Genomic DNA, 16412 nt, shown 5'->3' with positions numbered 1-16412 from the left:
CGTCGGTTACCTCCCCAGCTAGTCGATCATGAGTTCATCCCCAGGTCACCGCCGTGTCGGTCGCCGGTCGCCGGGCCACGAATCAATGCGGTGGTCCCGCCACACATCCGGTGGCGGGTCAGCCGAGATCCTGAGGGGGACCTCACTCGTGTCCGTCAGACGAGCCCTGACCAGCCGGTCCCGGACCGCGCAGCTGGTTGCTGCCGGTGCGGCCGCCACGCTGATCGGCGGCTTCGCGGTCAGCCCGGCGATCGGTGACGCACCGCCCGCCCGCTACCCGGCCGCCGAGATCCACAAGCCGACCCCGGTCCCGGACCGGATCATGCTCATCCCCACCACCACCCCGGCCACCTCGCAGAAGGTGACCTGGCGGGCCGACGCGCCCGCCGACTGGGCGCAGGCCGAGATCCTCGAGGCCCCACGTGCCCTGGTCGGCGGCGTACCGGCCGCCGACGCCACCGTCACCCGGGTGATGGCGCGCAACACCAGCGCCGTCAACACCACCCTGGGCTACGCCTCGACCTACCACGAGGTGGAGTTCACCGGGCTGAAGCCGGACACCCGCTACACCTACCGGGTCGGCGACGGCACCAACTGGAGCGAGTGGATCGACTTCACCACCGCTGCCGACGGTTTCGACCCGTTCTCGTTCATCTACTACGGCGACGCGCAGAACAACCTCGACAGCGCGGTGCCGCGGGTGTTCCGCCAGGCGTTCGCCGACCGTCCCGAGGCCAAGTTGGTCGTCAACGCCGGCGACCTGATCGACAACGCCAACAGCGAAGAGCAGTGGGGCCAGTGGCACAAGGCCGACGGCTTCATCAACCAGCAGGTCGCCAGCATCTCCATCCCCGGCAACCACGAGTACAGCGGTGGCCTGTCGACGTTCTGGCGGCCGCAGTTCCCGTACCCGGACAACGGCCCGGGCAACGAGGAGCTCAAGCAGACCGCGTACTACCTGGACTACCAGGGTGTGCGGTTCATCGGTCTGGACACCAACCACCAGAGCAACGCCACGTTGATGGCCGCGCAGACCGCGTGGCTGGAGCAGGTGCTGTCCAGCAACCCGCACAAGTGGACGGTCGTCACCTTCCACCACCCGGTCTACTCGACCACCGGTAGCCGCAACAACCCCAACGTCCGCGCCCAGTGGGGCCCGCTGCTGGAACGCTACGGCGTGGACCTGGTGCTGCAGGGCCACGACCACTCGTACGGCCGGGGCAACGTGGCCACCGCGCGCGAGTCCGCCGCCGTGCACAACGGCGTGGTCTACGTCGTGTCCGTCTCCGGCGGCAAGATGTACACCCTCAACGGCGGGACCAACTGGACCGGCAACGGTGCCGAGGTGGTCAGCAGCTCGCAGAACACCCAGCTGTACCAGATGATCGACGTCGAGGCGGACAGCATCCGCTTCGAGGCCCGGTACGCCAACGGCGAGCACCACGACGGGTTCCTGATCCGCAAGAACGCCGCCGGGGAGCGCACCGTCAACGAGATCCGCACGCCGGAGAACACCACCGGCGAGCAGGTCCGCGTCGACCGCACCACGCTGCCGATGGAGGGCCTGGTCACCATCTCGGCCGCCGGGTACGACCCGGACGAGAAGATCGCCGTCTACTTGCGCAACACCAAGGCCGCCGACGGCCGTAACGGCGTCTTCGTGATGAACCTGGTCGCCGACGAACTCGGCCGCGTCGAGCAGCGGTTCGCGATCCCGTCGACGGCGAAGAACGGCAGCACCCACCACATCAACCTGGTCAGCGAGAACCAGCAGATCACCAGCCCGCTGATCACCGTCACCAAGTAGGCACCACCCGCCAACCGCCCGGGTACGGTGCCGCCGGCCGGCCGCCTCGGCCGAACGTCCGGCGGGACCGTACCTGGGACAGGGAGTCGATCGTGAAACTCCGCCGTACCCTGCTGGCCGTCGCGGCGAGCGCACTGCTCGTCCCGGTGCCGCAGGCCGCCACCACGACGCCGGCCGCCGCCCACCCGTTCGGCCCGCCGGCCACCGCCCGCATCGACGTCGACGGCACCGAGGTGGAGATCACCTGGCAGGCCGCCGAGGACGACTGGGTGGCGTTGGGTCAGTCGCTGGGGGCGTTCGAGGATCCGACCACGGGTCCGGTGGACACCACGCTGACCGGCGAACAGAAGCTCGCCCGTTCCGCGCAGGTCCGGGACTACCTGACCGAACGGATCGCGGTACGGCAGGCCGGTGAGCCCTGCGCGCCGACCGTCCTGCCGCTGGCGGACCTGCTGCGCCACGGTGCCCGGCTGCGGTTCGACTGCCCGCTGCCGGTGACCGACGTAGAGGTGCGCCTCGACGCGTTGACCGACCTGCACACCGCGTACCGGACGGTGCTCACCGCCGACACCGCGATGGTCCCGGCGCAGGCGTTGTTCACCGCGACGCGGACCACCCACCGGGTGTCGCTGACCGACGGTGGCACCACCGGCCCGCTGGCGACGGTGTGGGCCGTGGCCGCCGGCCTGGCCGCCGCCGGCGGTACGGCCGTGTTGATCGCGTGGCGGACGCTACGCGGAAGGAGGACCCGGTGACCGGGATCAGTGGTTTCGAGGCGCGGCTGATCGAGATGTTCGACAGCGGTGCCGTCTTCTGGCTGGCGCTGCTGGTCGCCCTCGGCGTCGGCGCCGCGCACGCCGTCGCGCCCGGTCACGGCAAGAGCATCACCGCCGCGTACCTGGTCGGCACCCGGGGACGGTACCGCGACGCGCTGCGGCTGGGGGTGATCGTGGCGCTGATGCACACCGTGTCGGTGCTGGTTCTGGCGATCGGCTGGGTCGGGCTGAGCGGCGTCGCGAGCGTGGGCACCGAACGGATCACCGCCTGGATGCAGGTGCTGGCCGGGCTGGTGGTGATCGGGGTGGGCCTGCACCTGGCGTACCGGCAGCTGCGCGGCCACGACCACGACCACGACCATCAGCATGGCGACCACGACCACGACCACGACCACGGCGACCACCACCACGACCACGGGGGCGCGCACCGTCACCACGATCATCCGCTGGAGACCCGGCACGACGGCGCCGGGTCGGTGGCGGTACGGGCCCGGCCGGTGGCGCACCACCACCATCACCACGACGAGGTGGCCCTGACCGATCCGTGGTCACGACGCGGGCTGGTCGCCATCGGCCTCTCCGGCGGGTTGCTCCCGTCACCCTCGGCGTTCCTGGTGCTGGTCAGCGGCCTGCTCACCGGGCGGGCGTTCGACGCGATCGTGCTCGTCGGCGCCTTCGGCGTCGGGATGGCCGCCACGCTGACCGCGGTCGGCGCGCTCACCATCCGGGGCTGGTCCACACTGTCGGGACGCGGCGGTGGTTGGGCTCCGGTCCGGGCGTTGGTAGCCCGGATGCCGTTGATCGCCGGCCTCGCCGTGGCCGGTGGCGGCGCGATCTACCTGGTGATCGCCGCCCGGACGCTGGCGGGCTGACCAGCATCCCGCCGCGCCGCTGCGGCCACCAGGCAGCAGGGTGCCCGGGTGGCCGCCACGGCTGGCGACTACCCGGGCGGCTGCACCTGGGTCAGTTGGCAGGTCAGAGCTGGTTCAGTGGCAGGGCCAGGTCGGTGACGTGGTACTTCTTCGGGAAGTCGCCGGCTTTCTCGGCCGCACCGGTCAGAATGTTGATCTTGTAAAGGCTGCTGTGACCGTTGGCGTCCATGGCGGCGAAGCCCTGCACGGCGACCGTACGGCCGTCCCGCACCGTGCTGTAGATGTCGAAGCCGGCGTTCGGGTGAGGTTCGACGCCGAGCGCGCCGGTGGCGGCGAGCTGGCCCGAGTTGGCCGGAGACTGGAGCGCGATCTGGTCGAGGTTGGTGTCGAGGTCGAACAGGGTCGTGGCCGTCGCCGGGTCGAGATCGTTGTTGGTGTACGCGGCACCGGACAGTCCGGTCGCGGTCTCCGGCGCCGGCGGGTAGGTCAGAGTGCCGTCGACAACCGTGGAGCCGCCCGGGTTGACGTCGTGGCGCAGGTTCTGGCCCGCGTCGCTGATGACCCGCAGCCGGTCCGCGGCCGGGTTGAAGTCGACACCGAAGTACTTGCCCTCCAGTGCGACGCTGAGCTGACTCACCTTCTCCGCGGTGACGGCGCACAGGTCCAGCAGGTAGATGCCGCCGACGTTGCCGACCCCGTACAGTTCGCCGTTCTGCACCCGGTAATCGATACCGAGCAGGTAGTCGTCACCCTCAAGATCGCCGCCGACCGTGCCGATGTCGTGTGCCTTTCCTGGGGCGTCGACATGGAAGATGACCAGTTTCTGGTGGACGGTGAGCCCGACCGAGATGAGCCCGCCCTTGCCGTGGTGGTCCTTGCCGTGGTGGTCCCTGCCACCGCTGTCCTTCGCACCCCCGCCCGCGCCGCCTCGCTGCACCGCGCAGCCGGACCGGTCAGGCCCGGTCGCCGACTCGACCTGCGGCTCAGCTCCGCTGTCGGAGAAGGCCGGCGCCGCCGTGAGCGTGGTGGTGACGGTCACGGCCACGCCGACCAGGCCCGCGAGGCCCGCGAGCACCAAGCCACGGTTGAGCAACTTGTTTGCCATGTCATACCTCTTCTTCCCGATGTGGTGACGGCGGCCCGGCTCCCGGACCTGGGAAGATGGGAACATCTCGCAGAACACCAGGTAACTGGAACAACACCAGTTCGCCCATTGGAGGAATCGGGAAGCACTGGTCGCACTGCGCACCCTGAGCTGCTACCGGCACCAGTGGTCCCGCTTACCCGCAGCCGCAACTTCGCGCCCTTGCGTCGCGCCGACCGCACGCGGAAACATGCGATGGACAGGTCGTCGGGTCCAGTGCCCCGGTCGACGGCATCGACGGAAGGGCTGTCCATGGACGACACCGACTGTGTCATCGCCGGCGGCGGTCCCGCCGGGGTGATGCTCGGGCTGCTGCTGGCCCGGGCCGGGGTGCGGGTCGTCGTCTGCGAGAAGCACGCCGACTTCCTCCGCGACTTCCGGGGCGACACCGTGCACCCGTCCACCCTGCGGCTGCTCGACGAGCTCGGCCTGGGCGCCCGCTTCGCAGCCCTGCCGCAGAGCCGGATCGAGCAGATCGCCTTCCCGACCGGCGACGGTGGACGGATCGTCGTCGGCGACCTGCGTCGCCTACGGACCCCGCACCCGTACATCGCGATGGTGCCGCAGTGGGACCTGCTCAACCTGCTCACCGAGGCCGCCACCGAGGAGCCGACGTTCACGATCCGGATGCGCACCGAGGTCACCGGGGTGCTGCGTGACGGCGACCGGATCACCGGGGTGCGGGTGCGGACCGCCGACGGCGGTACCGACGAGATCCACGCGGCGTTGACGGTGGCCTGCGACGGGCGGTGGTCGACGGTCCGACGGGCGGCGGGGATGCGGCCACGGGAGTTTCCGGTGCCGATCGACGCCTGGTGGTTCCGGCTGCCCCGGTACGACGGCGAGCAACTGCCGGGTCTGCTGCCGGCCGCCGGCCGGGGCGCGTTCCTGGTGGTGATCCCCCGCACCAGCCATCTGCAGATCGCCTACGTCGGCCGCAAGGGCGTCGATGCGCAGCTGCGGGCCAGGGGTGTCGAGGCGTTCCGGCGCGACGTGGCGGCGATCGCACCCTGGCTCGCCCACCGGGTCGACGCCCTGACCGGCATGGACGACGTCAAGCACCTCGACGTACGGGTGAACCGGCTGCGCCGCTGGCACCTCGACGGGTTGCTCTGCATCGGTGACGCGGCACACGCGATGAGCCCGGTCGGTGGGGTCGGGATCAACCTGGCCGTCGCCGACGCGGTCGCCGCGGCGACCCGACTGGCCGGGCCGCTGCGCCGGGGTCGGGTCAGCCCGGCCGAGCTGGACCGGGTCCGGGCCCGCCGGGCCCTGCCGACGGCAGCTGTCCAGTCGGTGCAGCGGGCGATGCACCGCAACCTGGTGGAACCGATCCTGGCCGGTCGGCGGGCCGGTCCACCGGCACCGGTGCTCACGCTGGCCCGCCGGCTGCCACAGGTGACCCTGCTGCCGGCCTACCTGATCGGCATCGGGCCGCGCCCCGAGCACGCGCCGGCCTTCGCCCGCCGCCCGGCCACATCCGCCTGACCCGTCGCCCACGCCCACGGCCGCGTCGGCCGGCACCGGATCGCCCGACGCCGACCGACGGTCGGCTCAGTCGGGCGGGCCGTCGGGGCGGTCGGCGCGCACGGTGAGGATCAGGTCGGCGACCAGCGCCGTCCAGCCGGTCTGGTGCCAGGCGCCCAGTCCGGCACCGTTGTCGCCGTGGAAGTACTCCGGGAAGGCGATCAGGTCCCGCCAGTCGGGGTGCTGCTGGAACTTCTCCGCCGCCCCGTAGATCGGCCGCCGGCCGTACCCGTCGCGCAGGAACAGCGAGATCAGCCGGTGCGACAGGTCGTCGGCGATGGCGTTGAGGGTGCGCTTGGTGCCCGACCGGGTCGGGTACTCGATCAGCAGGTCGTCGCCGAAGAACGTGGCGAAGTCGCGCAGCGCGCAGACGAGCAGGTAGTTGGTCGGCATCCAGATCGGGCCACGCCAGTTCGAGTTGCCACCGAACAGGCCGCTGGCCGACTCGGCCGGCTCGTAGCCGACGGTGAAGTCCTGCCCGCCGAGGGAGACGGTGAACGGCTCGTCGAGGTGCCGCCGCGACAGGGTGCGCAGCCCGTACGGGGAGAGGAACTCCTCCTCGTCGAGCATCGGGGCGAGGATCCGTACGATCTGGTCCGGGCCGACCATCGACAGCAGCCGGTGCTGCCGGCCGTCGCCGGCCAGCCGGCGGGCACCGATCACGTCGGCGTACTCCGGCTTGTTGGTCAGGAACCAGCGCAGCCGGGCGCCCAGCTCGGGGAGCCGGGCGATGGTGCCCGAATGCAGGGTGGTGGTGGCGGCCAGCGGCAGCAGGCCGACGACCGAACGGACCTTCAGCGGCAGGGTGTCACCGTCGGGCAGCCGCAGCTGGTCGTAGAAGAACGAATCCTCCTCGTCCCACAGCCCCTGGTCGTAGGCGGCGGCCGCGATGTAGGCGAAGTGTTCGAGGAACTTGGTGGCGATGTCGGTGTAGGTGTGGTCGTGCACGGCCAGGGTGAGGGCCATGTCGAGCATGTTCAGCGCGTACGTCGCCATCCAGCCGGTGCCGTCGGACTGTTCCAGGACACCGGCGACCGGCAGCGCCGCCGACCGGTCGAACGGTCCGACGTTGTCCAGCCCGAGGAAGCCGCCTTCGAAGACGTTGTTGCCGTTGATGTCCTTGCGGTTGACCCACCAGGTGAAGTTGAGCAGCAGCTTGTGCATGATCCGGGCGAGGAACTCGAAGTCGCGCCGGCCGTCGATCTCGAACACCCGCAGCGCGGCCCAGGCGTGCACCGGCGGGTTGACGTCGGCGAACGCCCACTCGTACGCGGGGATCTGCCCGTTGGGGTGCATGTACCACTCGCGCAGCAGCAACAGCAGCTGGTCCTTGGCGAACTGGGGGTCGACCCGGGCCAGGGTGGAGCAGTGGAACGCCAGGTCCCAGGCGGCGTACCAGGGGTATTCCCACGGGTCCGGCATGGAGATGACGTCGAAGCTGTTCATGTGCCACCAGGCGGCGTTGCGCCCGTGGGTGCGGCCTTCCGGTGGCGGCGGGCTGGCCGGGTCGCCGGCGAGCCACTGGGCGACGTCGAAGTGATAGAACTGCTTGCCCCAGAGCACGCCGGCCAGGGCCCGGCGGGCGACGAGGCGTTCGTCGTCGGTGGCGGCGGCCGGGATCACGGTGTCGTAGTAGCGGTCGGCCTCGGCCTGTCGGGCGGCCAGCGTCGCGGCGTGGCCGGCGCCGAGGTTGAGCCGGGGCGGCGGGGTGTTGCCCGGTGGGGGCGCGGTCAGGGTCAGCCGCAGCCGGATCCGGTCCTCGCCGCCGGCGGGTACGTCGAGGACGTAGTACAGCGCCCCCTTGGTGCCGGTCCGGTCGGGGTTGACGGTGTCGGCGCCGTCGACGACGTGGTCGTTGATGCCGTCCTTCGGGTACGGGGTGCGCGACGGCAGCCCCCAGAGCCGCTCGGCGTTGCTGTCGTTGTCGCACAGCAGCGGTGTCGGGTTGCCGTCACCCTGCAGCACCAGCTGCCCGAGCACCCAGTGGTGGCCGACGAGCCGGTCGCGTTCGCCGGTGAGCACCGGGATCTGGTCGCGGCCGGGCAGCCCCCACGCCCAGGTGTTGCGGAACCACAGGCTGGGCAGTACGTGCAGGCGGGCGTCGGTGTCGCCCCGGTTGGCGACGGTGATCTCGATGCACAGGTCGGTCGGTCCGGCCTTGGCGTAGTCGACGGTTACCGCCCAGTACCGGTCGTCGTCGAACACGCCGGTGTCGACCAGTTCATACTCGGTCTCGTCGCGGCCGCGCATACCGTTGACCGCGACGAGGTCATCGTAGGGGAAGGCGGCCTGCGGGTAGTGGTAGCGCCAGCGCATCCAGGAGTGGGTCGGGGTGGAGTCCTCGTACCACCAGTAGTCCTTGGCGTCCTCCCCGTGGTTGCCGCCGTCGCCGCCGAGGCCGAACATGCGTTCCTTGAGGATCGGGTCCTGCCCGTTCCACAGGGCCAGCCCAAAGCAGAAGGTCTGCCGGTCGTCGCAGACGCCGGCCATGCCATCCTCGTTCCAGCGGTACGCCCGCGATCGTGCATGATCATGCGGGAAGTAGTCCCACGCCGTACCGTGCTCGCTGTAGTCCTCCCGCACCGTGCCCCATGCCCGTTCTGACACGTAGGGTCCCCACGCCCGCCACGGCTGCTCGCCCGCGTCGGCTTCCGCCAATCGGGTGCGCTCCGGATCACGATACGTCCGCCTGGAGTTGACCATGAGGGTCATTCTTCCTGGGACGTGTTTCCGGCACTTGTCGGACCGTCACCTTGTCGGCGCACCAGCGTCGGTGCCCGACACCACAGCCCCGTCCGTCGGTTGATCTGCCCTGGAGGAAAATTGCTCGACATCAGCTTCGGACCGCAGGTCTGCGGCGATCTGACCGCCGGGGCCGCCCGCGAGTGGCTGGTCACCGACGGTCGTGGCGGCTACGCGATGGGTACGGTCAACGGGCTGCGGACCCGGCGGTACCACGGTCTGCTGGTGGTGGCCGGGGCGACTCCGGCGGCCCGGCGGGTGGGGCTGGTCAGCCTGGATCCGGCGGTCACGTTGCCGTCCGGCGCGCAGGTCCGGCTCGGGGTGCACGAATGGTCCTCCGGCGTGGTGGACCCACCCGGACACACCCTGTTGGAGCGGTTCGACCTGACCGACGGGGTGCCGCGCTGGCGGTGGCGGGTCGGCGACGTGGTGATCGAGCGCGAGGTCGCGATGACGCACGGCTCGCCGTGTGTGGCGGTGACCCACCGGCTGGTCAGCGGCGGCCCGGTGACGTTGACCCTGTCGGCGGTGACCACGTGGCGGGACGCGCACGGCGAGCGGCACGGCGACGCTCCCCCGCCGAAGATGGACAACGTCGACGGTGGGGTGGTCGTCGAGGGGGCGTTCCGGCTGCACGGCCCGGACTGGGTGCCGGCGGGCAACTGGTGGGACGGGGTCCATCACCGCGAGGAGGCGGCGCGCGGACTGCTGGCCGAGGAGGACCTGTGGTACGCCGGCAGCTTCACCGCCACGCTGCACTCCCCCGGTGACACCGCCGAGGTGACCGCCTGGGCCGAGCACCTGGACCGACGGCCGGAGCCGGCGGCGGTGATCGTCGAGGCCGCCCGGGTCCGCCACCGGGCGGTGGTGGCGGCGGCGAAGCCGGCCGACGCGGTGGACGCCACGCTGGCGTTGGCCGCCGACGCGTTCGTCGTACGCACGTCGACCGGGCCGGACGTGGTCGCCGGCTACCCGTGGTTCGGCACCTGGTCGCGGGACACGATGACCTCCTACGAAGGGCTGTTCCTGGCCACCGGGCGCGCCGACGAGGGCCGTGAGCTGCTGCGCGGCTACGCGGCGACGCTGTCGGAGGGGATGCTGGCGAACACCGCCGACACCGGGCACGTGGAGTACAACACCGTCGACGGCACGCTGTGGTTCCTGCACGCGGTGGACCGGCACGTCGCCGCGACCAGTGACCTGGATCTGGCCGCCGAGCTGCTGCCGGCGCTGCGCGAGGTGGTGGTGGCGCACCTGCGCGGCACCCGGTACGGCATCCGGGTCGACGACTCCGACGGGCTGCTCACCGGCGGTGCCGCCGGTGAGGCGTTGACCTGGATGGACGCCCGGGTGTACGGGGTGCCGATCACCTCCCGGGAGGGCAAGCCGGTCGAGGTCAACGCGTTGTGGGTCAACGGGCTGGCCGTCGTGGCGGAGCTGGCGCAGCTGGTGGGGGGCGACCCGGGGGCGGCGGCGACCGTCCACCCGAAGGCGTACGAGTCGTTCCGGTCCCGGTATCCGGCCCCGTCGGGGTGGCTCTACGACGTGCTGGACACTCCGGCGCAGTACCCGCTGGGCGGGGATTCGCACGCCGACGACGACGCGTTGCGCCCCAACCAGCTGCTCGCCTGGTCGCTGCCGTACGCCCCGTTGGAGCCGGATCCGGCGGCGCTGCGGGCGGTCGGCGCGGCGCTGCTGACGCCGCTGGGGTTGCGCAGCCTGGCCCCGGACTCGGCCGGCTACCTGGGCGCGCACCGGGGTGGGCCGGCCCGCCGCGACGGCGCCTACCACCAGGGGACGGTCTGGCCGTGGCTGATCGGCCCGTACGTGTCGGCGGCCCGCCGGGCCGGGTTGGACGTGTCCGACGTGTTCACCGGGTTGACCGCGCACCTGAGCGAGTACGGGCTGGGCTCGGTCAGCGAAACGGCTGACGGGGATCCGCCGCACGGCGCGACGGGCTGCCCGTTCCAGGCGTGGTCGGTGGCCGAACTCCTGCGGGTGCGACCCGACTGATCCGCTGTCGTTACATCAGCGCAACGCGAATGTCTTCCCTGGTTATCCCGATGCCGGCAGGATTGTCGGCAACCCAAAGATGCGTGAGCACCCGTTAATGGTGTTTGATCACGCATGCCCGGCACCGACCATATTGAGGGGGGTCTGTCGATGTCACCTACCGCCGACGTGATCGACATCCGTGCACCACGGTCGCAGCGGGTGTTGATGCTGTCCTGGGAGTACCCGCCGGTACTGGTCGGCGGCCTCGGCCGACACGTCCACGCCCTCTCCGTCGCCCTCGCCAACGCCGGCCACGAGGTCACCGTCGTCACCCGCCACGCCCCCGGCGCACCCCTGGAGGAATACGCCGACGGCGTCCGCATCATCCGCGCCGCCGAGGACCCACCCCTGTTCCCCCTCGCCACCCCCAGCCTCCTCGCCTGGACCATGGCCTTCAACCACACCCTCACCCGCGCCGCCCTACGCGCCACCCAGTCCGCCGAATACGACGTCATCCACGCCCACGACTGGCTCGTCACCCACACCGCCATCACCCTCAAGGAACACCTCGACATCCCCCTCGTCGCCACCATCCACGCCACCGAAGCCGGCCGCCACCAGGGCTGGCTCCCCGACGAGATGAACAAGTCAATCCACTCCATCGAGCACTGGCTGGGCCACGAGTCGTGCCGGGTGATCGCCTGCTCGGAGTACATGCGGTGGGAGGTCAGCCACCTGCTGGAGCTGCCGGCGTCGCGGGTGGACGTGATCGCCAACGGGGTCAACGACCGGGTGTGGCGTTCGTCGGCGCGGGCGGTCGCGGCGGCTCGGCAGCGGTACGCGGCGGACGGGCCGCTGGTCGGGTTCGCCGGTCGGCTGGTCTACGAGAAGGGCGTGCAGCACCTGATCGCCGCCCTGCCGTGGCTGCGCCAACGCCATCCCGGGATGCGGGTGGTGATCGCCGGCGACGGCCCGTACCGGGGTGAGCTGCAGGCGCAGGCCGAGCGGCTCGGCGTCGCCGACCTGATCGACTTCGCCGGCTTCATGACCGAGTCGCAGCTGCCCGCGCTGCTGGGGGCCACCGACGCGACGGTCGTACCGAGCCTGTACGAACCGTTCGGCATGGTGGCGTTGGAGGCGGCGTCGGCCGGCGCGCCGCTGGCGGTGTCGGCCACCGGCGGTCTGGCGGAGATCGTCGAGCCGGGCGTGACCGGTACGACGTTCCGGCCACAGGACACCCACGGGTTGGCGCAGGCGGTGCACGCGCTGCTGTCCGACGAGATCTTCGCCCGGCGGGTGGCCCGGTCCGCCCGTCAGCAGGTGACCAGAAAGTACGGCTGGTCGACGATCGCCGCGCAGACCGCCGCCACGTACGCCACCGCGGTCCGGGAGGCACCGGGCTTCAACACCCGGCGGGCCGCCGCCCAGCTGGCCGGGGACGCCCGCAAGGTCGTCGTGCCGGAGGGGAACCTGCTCGCGGCCGCCGGGGCGGCGTCGTAGCCCGCACCGCTGTCCGGTGGCCGGTTCGCGCGATCAGCTCGCTGGCCTGCGCGAACCGGCTGGCCGGGTGAGCGAAACGGTATTCCGCCGGAGCGAAACGGTGGAAGTTCGCCGGGTTTCCAGCTGATACAGCGACGTCACACCCGCGACTACCTTGTGTAGTCGCGGGTTGACGTTAGGAGACCGGATCGTGCGACCGGACCTGATCGCGGACCGCTACCGGCTGGTCCGACCGATCGGTAGCGGCGGGATGGGTCGCGTCTGGCTGGCCCGCGACGAGGCCCTGCACCGGGACGTCGCGGTGAAGGAGCTGCACCCGCCGACCGGGCTGACCGACGCCGAACGCGACGCGTTGCGCCACCGTACGCTGCGCGAGGCCCGCAGCGCCGCCCGGCTCAACCACCCGCACGTGGTCCGCATCTACGACATCCGCAACGTCGGCGCCAGCCCGCTGATCGTGATGGAGTACGTCCGGTCGCGCTCGCTGCACCAGGTCGTCGCGGAGGACGGCCCGCTACCCCCGGTACGGGTGGCGGCGATCGGCCGGCGGGTGCTGGCCGCGCTGCGGGCCGCCCACGCCGGCGGCGTGTTGCACCGCGACGTCAAGCCGCACAACGTGCTGATCGGCGAGGACGGCCGGGTGGTGCTGACCGACTTCGGACTGGCCACCCTCGACGACGAAGGATCGCTCACCCGCACCGGGCTGGTACTCGGCTCACCGCAGTACATCGCCCCGGAGCGGGCCCGCGACGGCGTGTCGAGCGTGGCCGCCGACCTGTGGTCGCTCGGCGCGACGCTGTACGCCGCCGTGCAGGGCCACGCCCCATACGCCCGGTCCACTCCGATGGCGACCCTGACGGCGCTGGCCACCGCCCCGCCCGACCCGGCACCCCGGGCCGGCCCGCTGCGGCCGGTGCTGGCCGGGCTGCTCCGGCGCGACCCGCGTCGGCGGATCGACGCCGACGAGGCCGACCGGCTGCTGCGCCGGGTCGTCGGTGTACCGGAGCGGCCCGTGACGCCGACCTGGCCGCTACTGCGCCACGTAGCCTCGCGGTTACGGGTGCCGGGCACCTCTACCCGGTAGGGTCGGCAGCGACCAGCCCGCACCGACCGTGGAGTCTGTGATGGACGCATCCGTTCTCGCCAGTGCCCCGGGTCGGCGCCGGCTGCCGGCTGACGCCGGCGCACCGCTGCTGACCTGCTACGACGATGCGACCGGGGAGCGCGCCGAGTTGTCGGCGACGGCGCTCGGGGCGTGGTCGGCCCGGACGGCGGCGCTGCTGCGTGACGGGTGCCGCCTCGGTGCCGGCGACCGGGCGGCGATCCTGCTGCCACCGCACTGGCAGAGCGCCGCCGTGCTGCTCGGCGCCTGGTCGATCGGGGTGTCGGTGTCGATCCGGCTGGCCGCGACCGCCGGCCTGCCGGTGCTGGAGCCGGGTGCGGACGAGCCGCTGGACGCGGTGTTCGCCGCGCGCGGCCGGGTCGACGACTGGTTGGAGGACGTACCCGAGGCCCGGCACCGGTTCGTGCTCGACGTCGGTGCCCGGGCCACGCCGGGCGCCCCACCGCCGGAGGGCTACCGGGACTTCCTCGCCGAGGCGGCCCGGTACGCCGGCCTGGCCCCGCAGTACGCGCTGATCAGCCCCGGTGACCCGGCGAGTGTCGACGGGACCAGCTACGCACAGTTGCGCACGGTCGCGCTGGGGATCGCCGAGCAGCACGACATCACCGCCGGTGACCGGGTGCTCGTCGATGCCGACCAGCACGAGCACCCGCTGTTCTGGCTGCTGGCACCGCTCACGGTCGGCGCCTCGGTGGTGTTGTGCGTCAACATGGACCCGGACCTGCTCGACGTACGTGTCGGCACCGAGGGTGTCACCCGCGTGCTCTGACCGACAGCTCCGCTACGTTCCATGGCTACGGCATCGACGGTCGCATACGCAGCGACGGATACGGCACTCAGTTCCCCTTGCCGCCGCTGCGCGGTTTCATCGCTACCGATAGCCCGGTGATCACCGCGCCAAGCAACACCCAACCCGCTACAACAATCAGCGACGAAACTACCTCAGCCGAACCCTCAGCCAACCAGATCGACCGCTGATTGAGGTTGACGACCGGCATCAACAGGTCCGCCGTGTAGATCAATGGGTTGAATGCTGGAGAAAAATCCGCATCCATGTCGCCTTGCGCATTGACGCTATTACCGGCGGAACCCGGATTCAGGATGATATCACCCCGTCTCCAGTGGAAAAATATCGAGCCAGCCAGCTCGATTGCCGCCAACCAGTAGAGGACCCAGAAGGGATAGAAGCCGTAGCCAACAGTGAACCTCAAGAAGATCCCTTCCAGCAAACGGACCACGCGGTTGCGCTTACGCCTCCTTGCATCTCGACCTCGATACAAGACCTTCCGGGCGTTAGCCGAGTCCCCTTCGGAGAAGTAGTAGTCCGCGAGCTGTTTATACACCTGAGGAGAGCTTTGGCCGGTACGCTTAAGCCAAATGAGGCGCTCCTTCGACATATCCCGGCCAGCCACCTCATCCGACAAGGCAGAGTAGGACAGCCCTTCTACCAGGAATTTGGATTTCGGATTCCAGTCGCGATCCTCGATTTTTCCGGTTACCGCGGTCCGCCTCAGGTCGACCACTCCGCGCGCATAGAATCCTTCACCAATCGCCAGCTTTCCGATCCGCATTGATCGACAGACAAGGACCTTCGCCTGGTCGTCCCGGTTGACAAACTGCCCGCCGGTCAGGTCAAGGGTACCGTCGATCTTCCCGCCATTCAGAATCACCCTCCCTTCGGCACAGAAAGAACTAAACTCCACATCTCTGATCGCACTTCCATCTTTATTGAAATTCACATCTCGATGCACCTTCAAACCTGGGGCAAAAATCGCCGTATCGTCCGGATTAACGAACTGACCTCCCGCACTGTGAAGAGTGCCCAGAACCTCTGCATCCGTCAAGTGCACAGCACCGTCCGAGCGGAATCCGCCGGTCATGCACAGGTTCTGATTGACCTTGATACGAGTGAGATCCACTGCAATCTCAGCCTCGATCCCTGAGCCACCTTTAGTAAACCGAGATCCCCAGAGCAGCAGATCTCCTTCAAACCGACTGCCCGTCAGATCAATACCACCGTCGACCTCCATACCGTCAGCCATTCTGCCGTCGCCATCGATCGACATCTGGCGCGCCAGAACCGCCCTTGCTCCCCGACCCGGCATCGAAATCTTTGCCGATCGCATGTCCAAACCGACGCCGATCTTGGAGCCTGAAAGATTGATCTGTCCGTTGGCTACGAACCTGCGCATTATTACTCCTTGCGCAGCCGAGATCCCAGAGGCATCAAGCGCGATCGCATCACCGCACACGACAGTCGTCCCAGAAAGGTCCAGCTTCCCCCCGATGCGGGCTGACTCTACCACGATCCCCTCATCCACACGGGAGCGACAGAATCGCAGGTTCCTCTCTACGAAGATCTGCCTACCATCAAATCCTCGCCCCACGATGCAGCGATCAAAGCCGAGAGAGAAGACCCTCGAACAGCCCGCGCAGACTCGTTCCTCGAAATAGCATCTCTCAAACTCAATTGCACAGTCTATCTCAAGAAAATCAAGATCAAGCGAGCCCGAGATGCGAGCACCGCAGATCTTCAGGAACGAGAGCCCTTCACCGCAATATTCGAGAATTATCCCCCGGAGCACACTTGCACGGACCTCTTCCGCAGAGTCATTTCCGCCAAGAATCTCGGCACTTTTTCCACTGACCTCACACCGAGCCACAGGGCCACGGGAGGCTTGTCCGCGTATCAGTCGCTCACCGCTAGTCCGAGAATCAGGAAGCATGCAATTGCGTTTCATCGAGACCTCCGAGTCGCCAATCCCACCGTACACCTTATCGACGGAACACGTCAGGCACTCAGGAAACCCGAGACTAAGCAGTGCGACCGACACGTTTCACTATTTTGAAGCACCCTCAACCAAATCAAACCACCGCTTATGAAAATCTGATAGCGGCCAGATGCGGACCTGCGCCAAGCGGGATC

The 16412-nt window shown here is 69.6% G+C and carries 10 protein-coding genes and 1 pseudogene; 8 read left to right on the top strand and 3 right to left on the bottom strand.

Features of this window, described 5'->3' with window-relative positions; translation table 11 throughout:
* The first annotated feature begins 148 nt into the window (after window positions 1-148).
* From ACN28F_RS29845 to ACN28F_RS29835, 3 genes are all read left to right on the top strand, one after another.
* Entirely contained in the window at window positions 149-1807 is a 1659-nt protein-coding gene (locus ACN28F_RS29845; RefSeq protein ID WP_421360848.1) for a fibronectin type III domain-containing protein, read from the top strand.
* Between the two features lie 92 nt (window positions 1808-1899).
* Window positions 1900-2562, top strand: a complete 663-nt coding sequence (locus ACN28F_RS29840) for a hypothetical protein (protein ID WP_289205765.1) — start codon at window positions 1900-1902, stop codon at window positions 2560-2562.
* Window positions 2559-3455, top strand: coding sequence for a nickel/cobalt transporter (locus tag ACN28F_RS29835; RefSeq protein WP_421360846.1), 897 nt, complete (start codon window positions 2559-2561; stop codon window positions 3453-3455). The genes ACN28F_RS29840 and ACN28F_RS29835 overlap by 4 nt, the downstream gene beginning before the upstream one ends.
* A gap of 103 nt (window positions 3456-3558) precedes the next feature.
* Here the strand turns inward: ACN28F_RS29835 and ACN28F_RS29830 are convergent, their stop codons facing one another.
* Window positions 3559-4560 carry a DUF4394 domain-containing protein gene (locus tag ACN28F_RS29830; RefSeq protein WP_289205763.1) on the bottom strand — a complete coding sequence of 334 codons (1002 nt, stop codon included), beginning with the start codon at window positions 4558-4560 and terminating at the stop codon, window positions 3559-3561.
* A gap of 291 nt (window positions 4561-4851) precedes the next feature.
* Here ACN28F_RS29830 and ACN28F_RS29825 point away from each other — a divergent pair, with 291 nt between their 5' ends.
* On the top strand, window positions 4852-6087 hold the full coding sequence (locus ACN28F_RS29825; RefSeq protein WP_421360844.1) for an FAD-dependent oxidoreductase: 1236 nt from the start codon (window positions 4852-4854) through the stop codon (window positions 6085-6087).
* A 66-nt stretch (window positions 6088-6153) separates the two neighbouring features.
* Here the strand turns inward: ACN28F_RS29825 and ACN28F_RS29820 are convergent, their stop codons facing one another.
* Entirely contained in the window at window positions 6154-8829 is a 2676-nt protein-coding gene (locus ACN28F_RS29820; RefSeq protein WP_289205761.1) for an MGH1-like glycoside hydrolase domain-containing protein, read from the bottom strand.
* Between the two features lie 120 nt (window positions 8830-8949).
* Between ACN28F_RS29820 and ACN28F_RS29815 the strand changes: the two genes are divergently transcribed.
* The 4 genes and pseudogenes from ACN28F_RS29815 to ACN28F_RS29800 all read left to right on the top strand — a co-directional run bounded on the left by ACN28F_RS29815 (window position 8950) and on the right by ACN28F_RS29800 (window position 14255).
* Window positions 8950-10881 carry an amylo-alpha-1,6-glucosidase gene (locus ACN28F_RS29815; RefSeq protein WP_421360841.1) on the top strand — a complete coding sequence of 644 codons (1932 nt, stop codon included), beginning with the start codon at window positions 8950-8952 and terminating at the stop codon, window positions 10879-10881.
* A gap of 150 nt (window positions 10882-11031) precedes the next feature.
* Window positions 11032-12363 carry a glycosyltransferase family 4 protein gene (locus tag ACN28F_RS29810; RefSeq protein ID WP_289205759.1) on the top strand — a complete coding sequence of 444 codons (1332 nt, stop codon included), beginning with the start codon at window positions 11032-11034 and terminating at the stop codon, window positions 12361-12363.
* Between the two features lie 250 nt (window positions 12364-12613).
* Window positions 12614-13360 (top strand): annotated as a pseudogene (locus ACN28F_RS29805) (serine/threonine-protein kinase); the annotation flags it as partial.
* Between the two features lie 127 nt (window positions 13361-13487).
* Window positions 13488-14255 (top strand): TIGR03089 family protein, encoded by a 768-nt coding sequence (locus tag ACN28F_RS29800; RefSeq protein ID WP_421360839.1) that lies wholly within the window; start codon window positions 13488-13490, stop codon window positions 14253-14255.
* 67 nt (window positions 14256-14322) lie between these two features.
* On the opposite strand, the gene ACN28F_RS29795 is transcribed toward ACN28F_RS29800, so the two are convergent.
* Window positions 14323-15678, bottom strand: a complete 1356-nt coding sequence (locus ACN28F_RS29795; RefSeq protein WP_421360837.1) for a hypothetical protein — start codon at window positions 15676-15678, stop codon at window positions 14323-14325.
* Between the last annotated feature and the right edge of the window lie 734 nt (window positions 15679-16412).

The sequence above is a fragment of the Solwaraspora sp. WMMA2101 genome (genome assembly GCF_049179175.1).
Lineage (GTDB): Bacteria > Actinomycetota > Actinomycetes > Mycobacteriales > Micromonosporaceae > Micromonospora_E.
The sequence above is the reverse complement of the archived record's forward strand: the minus strand, read 5'-3'. Positions and strand labels throughout refer to the sequence as shown.

Coding starts and splice junctions, on each gene's coding strand:
- ACN28F_RS29830 (WP_289205763.1), bottom strand. CDS start 4,560: ATGGCAAACAAGTTGCTCAACCGTGGCTTGGTGCTCGCGGGCCTCGCG.
- ACN28F_RS29825 (WP_421360844.1), top strand. CDS start 4,852: ATGGACGACACCGACTGTGTCATCGCCGGCGGCGGTCCCGCCGGGGTG.
- ACN28F_RS29820 (WP_289205761.1), bottom strand. CDS start 8,829: ATGGTCAACTCCAGGCGGACGTATCGTGATCCGGAGCGCACCCGATTG.
- ACN28F_RS29810 (WP_289205759.1), top strand. CDS start 11,032: ATGTCACCTACCGCCGACGTGATCGACATCCGTGCACCACGGTCGCAG.
- ACN28F_RS29800 (WP_421360839.1), top strand. CDS start 13,488: ATGGACGCATCCGTTCTCGCCAGTGCCCCGGGTCGGCGCCGGCTGCCG.
- ACN28F_RS29795 (WP_421360837.1), bottom strand. CDS start 15,678: ATGCGCAGGTTCGTAGCCAACGGACAGATCAATCTTTCAGGCTCCAAG.